Consider the following 6,392-nt stretch of genomic DNA (forward strand, 5'->3'; position numbering starts at 1 on the left):
CCAACATGAGGAAAGCGATCATGGCCAATCCACTGTACCGCAAGCACATCATCTCCATACCCGACTTCAGCCGCGAGGAACTGGAACTGGTGGTGGAGACCGCCAGTCGCTTGAAGCAGAACCCGCGCAGCGATCTGCTGCAGGACAAGCTGGTGGCCAGCTGCTTCTTCGAGCCGTCCACCCGCACCCGGCTGTCGTTTGAAACCGCGGTGCAACGCCTGGGCGGCAACATCATCGGCTTTGCCGACGGCGGCAATACCAGCGCCAAGAAGGGTGAAACGCTGGCCGACTCGATCAAGATCATCAGCTCCTACACCGACGCGGTGGTGATGCGCCACCCCAAGGAAGGCGCGGCGCGGCTGGCCAGCGAGTTTTCGGCGGTGCCGGTGATCAACGGCGGCGACGGCTCCAACCAGCACCCGACGCAAACCCTGCTCGACTTGTTTTCCATCCGCGAGACCCAAGGCCGGCTGGATGGCCTGACCGTGGCCTTCGCCGGCGATCTGAAATACGGCCGCACCGTGCACTCGCTGGCGCAGGCGCTGTCGCTGTTCGGCGCGCGCTTCTATTTTGTGGCGCCTGAGGTGCTGGCGATGCCGGACTACATCTGCGAGGAACTGGACGAGAAGGGCATTCAGTACACGGTGGCGGAGAGCCTGGAAGACGTGATCCCGGAAGTGGACGTGTTGTACATGACCCGCGTGCAGCGCGAGCGTTTCGACGAGGCCGAGTTCAAGAAAATTCAGGGCCAGTACGCGCTGCGCGCCGAAATGCTCAAGTCCGCGCGTCCCGGCATGAAGGTGCTGCATCCGCTGCCGCGGGTGGACGAGATCGCGGTGGATGTCGACGCCACGCCGCACGCCTACTACTTCGAACAGGCGAAGAACGGCGTGTATGCGCGCCAGGCGCTGCTGTCGCTGGTGCTGAACGAAACCGTGTAATCAGGCAAGAAAAGAGGACAAGATCATGCAATACACCCGCACCGTAGAAGCGCTGAAGCAAGGCACCGTGATCGATCACATTCCGGCTGGCGAAGGCGTCAAGATCCTGCGCCTGTTCAAGCTGGCCGAGAGCGGCGAGCGCGTCACCGTGGGCCTGAACCTGGTGAGCCGCCACATGGGCAGCAAGGACCTGATCAAGGTGGAGAATGTGGCGCTGACCGAGGAGCAGGCCAACGAGCTGGCGCTGTTCGCGCCCCAGGCTACCGTCAACGTCATCGAAAACTTCGAAGTTGTCAAAAAGCATAAATTGACGTTGCCGGAGGCGGTGGAGGGCATTTTTTCCTGCCCTAACTCCAACTGCATATCTCACAACGAGCCGGTGATCAGTTTCTTCTACGTGAAAACCGTCGCTAACGACACAAAAATGAAATGCAAGTATTGCGAAAAAGTGTTCAGTAGGGATATTGTTGCAGAAGTGCGCTGAGTCGTACAAAGGACGAGAATAGAGAAAATCAAGAACAAGCACTGCACTGACAGTCGCTGTAAAAAAAGAGGAGCGCCGCAGGCAACTGCGGCGCTTTTCGTTTTCCGCGCGGCGGCGCTCTGCTAGGCTTGACGCCAGTCGCCCTCACCGTGTTTCCGTTCGCATGCACTTGCCGCCCAAACTGCGCCGTCTTGTTCTGATCCCCTTGTTCGCGGCCGCGTGCGGCGTGCTGGGCGCTTTGCTGGTGCTGTGCTTCCAGGCGGCGCTGCACGCGCTGACGTATCTGCTGGGCGGGCACGCCAGCGGCCTGGTGGAGATCGCCAGCCGGCTGGCGCCGTGGCAACGGGCGCTGGCGCCGGTCTTGGGCGGATTGCTGGCCGGCGTGGTATTGGAGCAGGGCCGGCACCTGTTGCGCGGCGCGGCCGCCGGCGATTACCTGGAAGCGGTGCGCGTAGGGGATGGCCACCTGAGCCTGCGCCGCACCCTGGTCAACAGCCTGTCCTCGCTATGCACCGTCGCCAGCGGCGGCTCCATCGGCCGCGAAGGGGCGATGGTGGCGCTGTCGGCGCAGGGCGGCTCGTTATTGACCCGGCTATTGCCGATGAGTTTGCCGCAACGGCGGCGTCTGGTGGCTTGCGGCATCGCCGCCGGCTGGGCCGCCGCCTATCATGCGCCGGTATCGGCGATGGTTTTCGTCTGCGAGGTGGTATGGCGACGGCTGGATGCGCGTTCGCTGCCGGCCTTGGCCTTGGCGGCGCTGACCGCCAGCCTGACGGTTAATCATCTGTTTGGCTTGTCTCCCCTGTATCAACCTCCGCCGTTGCCGGCGCCGGGCGCGCTGGCGCTGGCCGGCTATTGCCTGCTGGCCTTGATGTTGGGCGCTTGCGCCCCGCTGTTTCTGCTGCTGATGGAACTGGGCCGGCGCGCTTTCGCCCGCTTGCCCTGGCGGCTGCCGCTGCGGATGGCGCTGGGGGGCGCGGCGGTGGGCTGCCTTGCTTGGTTCTGGCCGCAGATGTGGGGCAACGGCTACAGCACGGTATCGTGGCTGCTGGGCCATCAACCGGCCTGGCAGCTGGTGTTGACGCTGCTGCTGTGCAAGCTGGTGGCGACGGCGGCGACCAGCGGTTCCGGCGCGGTGGGCGGCATCTTTACGCCGATGCTGTTCGCGGGTGCGGCGTGCGGCGCGCTGGCCGGCCAGCTGTTGAATCTGGCTTTGCCCGGCTGCTTGCCAGGAGGGGGAGCGGTGCTGGTGGGGATGGCGGCGTTCTTGGCGGCGACTGCTCAGGCGCCGTTGTTGGCGGTGGCGATGCTGATGGAGCTGACCGGCGCCTGGAGCATGCTGTTGCCGGTGGCGCTGGTCGCGCTGCTGGCTGCGCGCGTCGGCCGCTTGCTGGGCGGCCGCGCGCTCTATCATGATGAGACGGAAGGGATCAGGCGTCGGCTGCCGGGCCGTTGGTGGGGTCGCCGTCGATGAAACGCTGCAGATAGACCAGGTCCAGCCAGCGGCCGAATTTGAAACCGACTTGCGGCAGGCGGCCTACCTGGACGAAGCCCAGCTTTTCATGGAAGCGGATGGAACCCTCGTTTTCGGCGTCCACCGCGCCCAGCATCGTGTGTTTGCCCAAGGCCTGGGCGCGCGGGAACAGCGCCTGCACCAGCGCGGTGCCTATGCCCTTGCCGCGGGCCTGTTCGGTCAGGTGCACGCTGTGCTCCACGGTGAAGCGGTAGCCGGGGCGGGTGCGGAAATCGCCGAAGCTGGAGAAACCCAGCACGCGGCCATCGTCTTCCTCGGCCAGCAGCACCGGGTAGCCGGCGGCGGTGCGATCCTGGAACCACAGCGCGAATTCGCCCGGCGTCAGCGGGTCGTCGTTGTAGACAGCGGTGGTGGTGGCGATCACTTCGTTGTAGATGTCGAGTATCGCAGCCAGGTCTTCCAAGTTGGCTTCACGAATCTGCATGATCTGTCCTTGCGTGAGGTCGTAGGGGCCTTGAATCAAGGCTTGTGCAATTAACGTGCCAGTTTCAGCCGGCAGACGGGGTTTTCTTGCGCGGGCTGCGCTTCTTGCGGGCCGGGGCGGCCGGGGCATCCTCATGTTCGACCGCCGGCGCGTCCGCGCTTGCCGGCTCGCCGTCATGGCGTAAGCGGATCTCGCTATGCAGCTTGGAGCCATTGCGGCTCTCCTGCACCGTCAGGAAATCCAGTTTCTTCACCATCTGCGACAGCCGGCTATGTCCCCAATTGCGCGGATCGAACGATGGGTCGTTCTTGGCCAGGTAGGAGCCGACGGCCGATAGTTCGGCCCAGCCGCTGTCGCGGGACACCGCCTCGATCGCCGAGGTGAACATGTCTTGCAGCGGGTGGCGCTCCTTCGCCGGCGCCGGTTTGGCGCGCGCGCGGCTGGCGCGGGTCTTCGGGGCGGCGGGTTCCGCTTTGGCCTTGGCCGGCGGGGCCGGGCGCAGGACTTCGGTGAACACGAATTTATCGCAGGCGGCGATGAAGGGGCGCGGCGTCTTGGACTGCTCGCCCAGGCCGATCACGGTCAGCCCGGCTTCGCGCAGCCGGGTGGCCAGGCGGGTGAAGTCGCTGTCCGACGATACCAGGCAGAAGCCATCGAAATTGCCGGTGTAGAGCAGGTCCATCGCGTCGATGATCAGCGCCGAGTCGGTGGAGTTCTTGCCCTTGGTGTAGGCAAACTGCTGGATGGGCGAGATGGCGTACTGGTGCAGCACGTCCTTCCAGCCCTTCAGTTGTGTCGTGGTCCAGTCGCCATAGGCGCGCTTGACGACGGCGGTGCCGTATTTGGCCACTTCGGCCAACAGCTCCGCGATCAGCGACGACTGGGCGTTGTCGGCGTCTATCAGTACCGCCAATTTGCGGTTTTCCATTGATGCTTTCGGGTAGGGCGACAGCACATGCTAAGCCGGGCTTTTCGCATCTGTCAAAACGATGGCGATTCGGGTTGCTGGCGAGCGTTCTGCAGCGCATGTTCCACGATGCCGTCTATCAGGCCTTCCCGTTTCATTTCGGTCAACGCCTGGTTCAACTGTTTGAGGAAGTCCTGTTTGTACGGGAAGCGGCCGCCGTCGCGGTCGGTGAAGCCGACATAGCCTTGTTCTTCCGATACCGTGACCGCCTTGGCTAGTTGCCCGGCCGAGTACAAATGCTCCTGCTGCAGCCGGGCCAGCTCAAGCTGGATGGCCAGATCGTCGTTCAGATAACAGTCCAGGCGGCCGCGTATCACCTTCAATAGGTTGATGTGGGCATTGGCTGCTTCCTCCAGCTGGATTTGTCCCTGCGCCACCCGTTGCCAGAATGCGTCGCCGCCCGGCTTGAAGCCGGCATTGTTGCCAATGCGCAAGCCCAGATAGTCGTCCGGCCAGTTAGGACGGGGCCGAAGCATGGTTTCGGCGCGGCAATACACCGCCACGCGCTCGGTCAGCATCGGCACCGAGTAGGGTTGCATGAAGGGGCGGTCGTGCGGCCGGAAGTATGGCGGCGATAGCGCCAGCGCGCGGCCGCTCTCCACTTCGGCCAGGCCGCGTTTCCACGGCACTGGCCGCAGTTGGATCCGGTAGCCGGACAAGCGGGCCGAGGCGGCGCGGAGGATGTCGTTATAAATCCCCTGCGCCTGGCCGTCCGCCTCGTAGGAATACGGCGGGTAGTCGTTGTCGGTCAGGATGGTGACGGTCTGCGCCGCCGCGCAGGGAAGCGCGAAGACGGCGATCCAGATCTGGCAGGCGGTGGACAGGCGCATGGGAAAGGGGCGCGGGCAAGAGCGATATGCCTGTTATAGCCCGTGTCGCGGGCTTGGGATGGCATGGCTTTTGCGTAAGAGCCTGTTAAGGGTAGAGACAGGACAATCGGGGAGAGTGCGATGAGAGCTGCGGCGCCGGTCAGAACCAGCGATATGGTGGTGTTCAACTATCGACGCCCGGTGCGGGCGCGGCGGGTCGAACTGCAGGGCGGCAGCCGGTTGTGGCTGATGGAGATGCTGGACACGCGCGGCCAGGTGTGGGTCTGGCAGGACGAGTGGAACGGCGCCGACGCCGCGCTGGAGCGCGCGCGCCGGCTGAGTTTGATGCTGGAATGAATTATTTCTTGGCGATGGTCTTGCCGTAGGCCTCGGCTGCGGCCTGCATCTTCGGCAGCAGGGTCTTCTCGGCGGTCTTCAGCGTTTCGCCGGCGATGCCGTTGATGATCTGCGGCTGCTGCTTCATGAACTTCTGACCGGCCGCGCTCTTGTAGAAGGCGTTGATCTGCTTCAGCTCGTCGGCGCTGAATTGAGTGCTGAAGTTCTTGACCACGGTTTGTTCAAACTGGGTCTTGACCGATGCCGAGCCAAAGTAGTCGGCGGCCAGCTTGTGGATGTTGTCGCCGTAGCCTTTCAGGCCGGCTTGCACTTTCTTCTGCTGCGCCTCATTCAGCTGGATCTTGTTCTTGACGAAGTATTCCTGCAGCAGCGGCACGGCGCTGGCGGAGGTGCGCTGCGCCAGATCCGGCAGCATATTGTCGAGATTCAGCGTGGCGGCCAGTTCCTTGGCACCGGCTTCCTGGGCGGCGTCAGCATGGGCCAACAGCGGCATCGAAAGCAGCACGGCGACGAGGCCGGCCTTCAGCGGGCGGGAAGCAAACATGGCAAATCCTTTGATCTGGTGAAAGATATCGGATCGGCAGTGTGACACCGCCAGGCGGGAAGGTCAAAGCGGAACGGGCGATCAATGGCTGTCGGCGGGCGGCAGCGGGCTTTGCCAGCCGCGGTAGGCGGCGAGATTATCGCGGGTGACCAGGGTGACCGGCACCTTCACCAGGCGCGCCGTTTTTTCCCCTTGCCGCAGGCGCTGACCCAGCAATACCGCTTCGCGGCCTATCCGATACGGCGATTGGCTGGCCGAGGCGATGATGGGTCCGGGCTGGCGCAAGGCCCGCTCGATGTCCGGCGAGCCATCCACCGAGGCGATCCTGACGC

The 6,392-nt window shown here is 64.0% G+C and carries 8 protein-coding genes and 1 pseudogene; 4 read left to right on the forward strand and 5 right to left on the reverse strand.

Annotated features, from left to right (window positions below):
- Positions 1–20 precede the first annotated feature (20 nt).
- The 3 genes from pyrB to JHD59_RS17680 all read left to right on the forward strand — a co-directional run bounded on the left by pyrB (position 21) and on the right by JHD59_RS17680 (position 2,899).
- Positions 21–941: an aspartate carbamoyltransferase gene (pyrB, locus tag JHD59_RS17670; protein ID WP_043625707.1), complete on the forward strand. Its 921-nt coding sequence runs from the start codon at positions 21–23 to the stop codon at positions 939–941.
- 25 nt (positions 942–966) lie between these two features.
- Complete coding sequence (gene pyrI, locus JHD59_RS17675; RefSeq protein ID WP_103318890.1) at positions 967–1,425, forward strand: aspartate carbamoyltransferase regulatory subunit; 459 nt, start codon at positions 967–969, stop codon at positions 1,423–1,425.
- Between the two features lie 163 nt (positions 1,426–1,588).
- The gene (locus JHD59_RS17680) at positions 1,589–2,899 is read left to right on the forward strand and encodes a chloride channel protein (protein ID WP_199155190.1); all 1,311 of its coding nucleotides are present in this window, start codon (positions 1,589–1,591) and stop codon (positions 2,897–2,899) included.
- Here the strand turns inward: JHD59_RS17680 and JHD59_RS17685 are convergent.
- The 3 genes from JHD59_RS17685 to JHD59_RS17695 form a co-directional block, all read right to left on the reverse strand.
- On the reverse strand, positions 2,856–3,383 hold the full coding sequence (locus tag JHD59_RS17685; protein ID WP_043625712.1) for a GNAT family N-acetyltransferase: 528 nt from the start codon (positions 3,381–3,383) through the stop codon (positions 2,856–2,858). The two genes, JHD59_RS17680 and JHD59_RS17685, sit on opposite strands and share 44 nt — an antisense overlap.
- A gap of 64 nt (positions 3,384–3,447) precedes the next feature.
- On the reverse strand, positions 3,448–4,311 hold the full coding sequence (locus JHD59_RS17690) for an NYN domain-containing protein (protein ID WP_199155191.1): 864 nt from the start codon (positions 4,309–4,311) through the stop codon (positions 3,448–3,450).
- Positions 4,312–4,364: 53 nt separating this feature from the next.
- Positions 4,365–5,180, reverse strand: a complete 816-nt coding sequence (locus JHD59_RS17695) for an ABC transporter substrate-binding protein (RefSeq protein ID WP_199155192.1) — start codon at positions 5,178–5,180, stop codon at positions 4,365–4,367.
- 120 nt (positions 5,181–5,300) lie between these two features.
- Here JHD59_RS17695 and JHD59_RS17700 point away from each other — a divergent pair, with 120 nt between their 5' ends.
- Positions 5,301–5,516, forward strand: a complete 216-nt coding sequence (locus JHD59_RS17700; protein ID WP_199155193.1) for a hypothetical protein — start codon at positions 5,301–5,303, stop codon at positions 5,514–5,516.
- 1 nt (position 5,517) lies between these two features.
- On the opposite strand, the gene JHD59_RS17705 is transcribed toward JHD59_RS17700, so the two are convergent.
- Both JHD59_RS17705 and JHD59_RS17710 read right to left on the reverse strand, forming a co-directional pair.
- Positions 5,518–6,060, reverse strand: coding sequence for a DUF2059 domain-containing protein (locus JHD59_RS17705; protein WP_199155194.1), 543 nt, complete (start codon positions 6,058–6,060; stop codon positions 5,518–5,520).
- An 81-nt stretch (positions 6,061–6,141) separates the two neighbouring features.
- Positions 6,142–6,392: pseudogene (locus tag JHD59_RS17710) on the reverse strand (hypothetical protein); the annotation flags it as partial.

The organism is Chromobacterium sp. ASV23, from assembly GCF_016428945.1.
GTDB lineage: Bacteria > Pseudomonadota > Gammaproteobacteria > Burkholderiales > Chromobacteriaceae > Chromobacterium > Chromobacterium sinusclupearum.

Bases quoted from the DNA above. Each gene is read 5' to 3' on its own strand.
- JHD59_RS17695 (WP_199155192.1), bottom strand. From the start codon at position 5,180: ATGCGCCTGTCCACCGCCTGCCAGATCTGGATCGCCGTCTTCGCGCTT.
- JHD59_RS17680 (WP_199155190.1), top strand. From the start codon at position 1,589: ATGCACTTGCCGCCCAAACTGCGCCGTCTTGTTCTGATCCCCTTGTTC.
- JHD59_RS17705 (WP_199155194.1), bottom strand. From the start codon at position 6,060: ATGTTTGCTTCCCGCCCGCTGAAGGCCGGCCTCGTCGCCGTGCTGCTT.
- JHD59_RS17690 (WP_199155191.1), bottom strand. From the start codon at position 4,311: ATGGAAAACCGCAAATTGGCGGTACTGATAGACGCCGACAACGCCCAG.
- JHD59_RS17700 (WP_199155193.1), top strand. From the start codon at position 5,301: ATGAGAGCTGCGGCGCCGGTCAGAACCAGCGATATGGTGGTGTTCAAC.
- pyrI (WP_103318890.1), top strand. From the start codon at position 967: ATGCAATACACCCGCACCGTAGAAGCGCTGAAGCAAGGCACCGTGATC.
- JHD59_RS17685 (WP_043625712.1), bottom strand. From the start codon at position 3,383: ATGCAGATTCGTGAAGCCAACTTGGAAGACCTGGCTGCGATACTCGAC.
- pyrB (WP_043625707.1), top strand. From the start codon at position 21: ATGGCCAATCCACTGTACCGCAAGCACATCATCTCCATACCCGACTTC.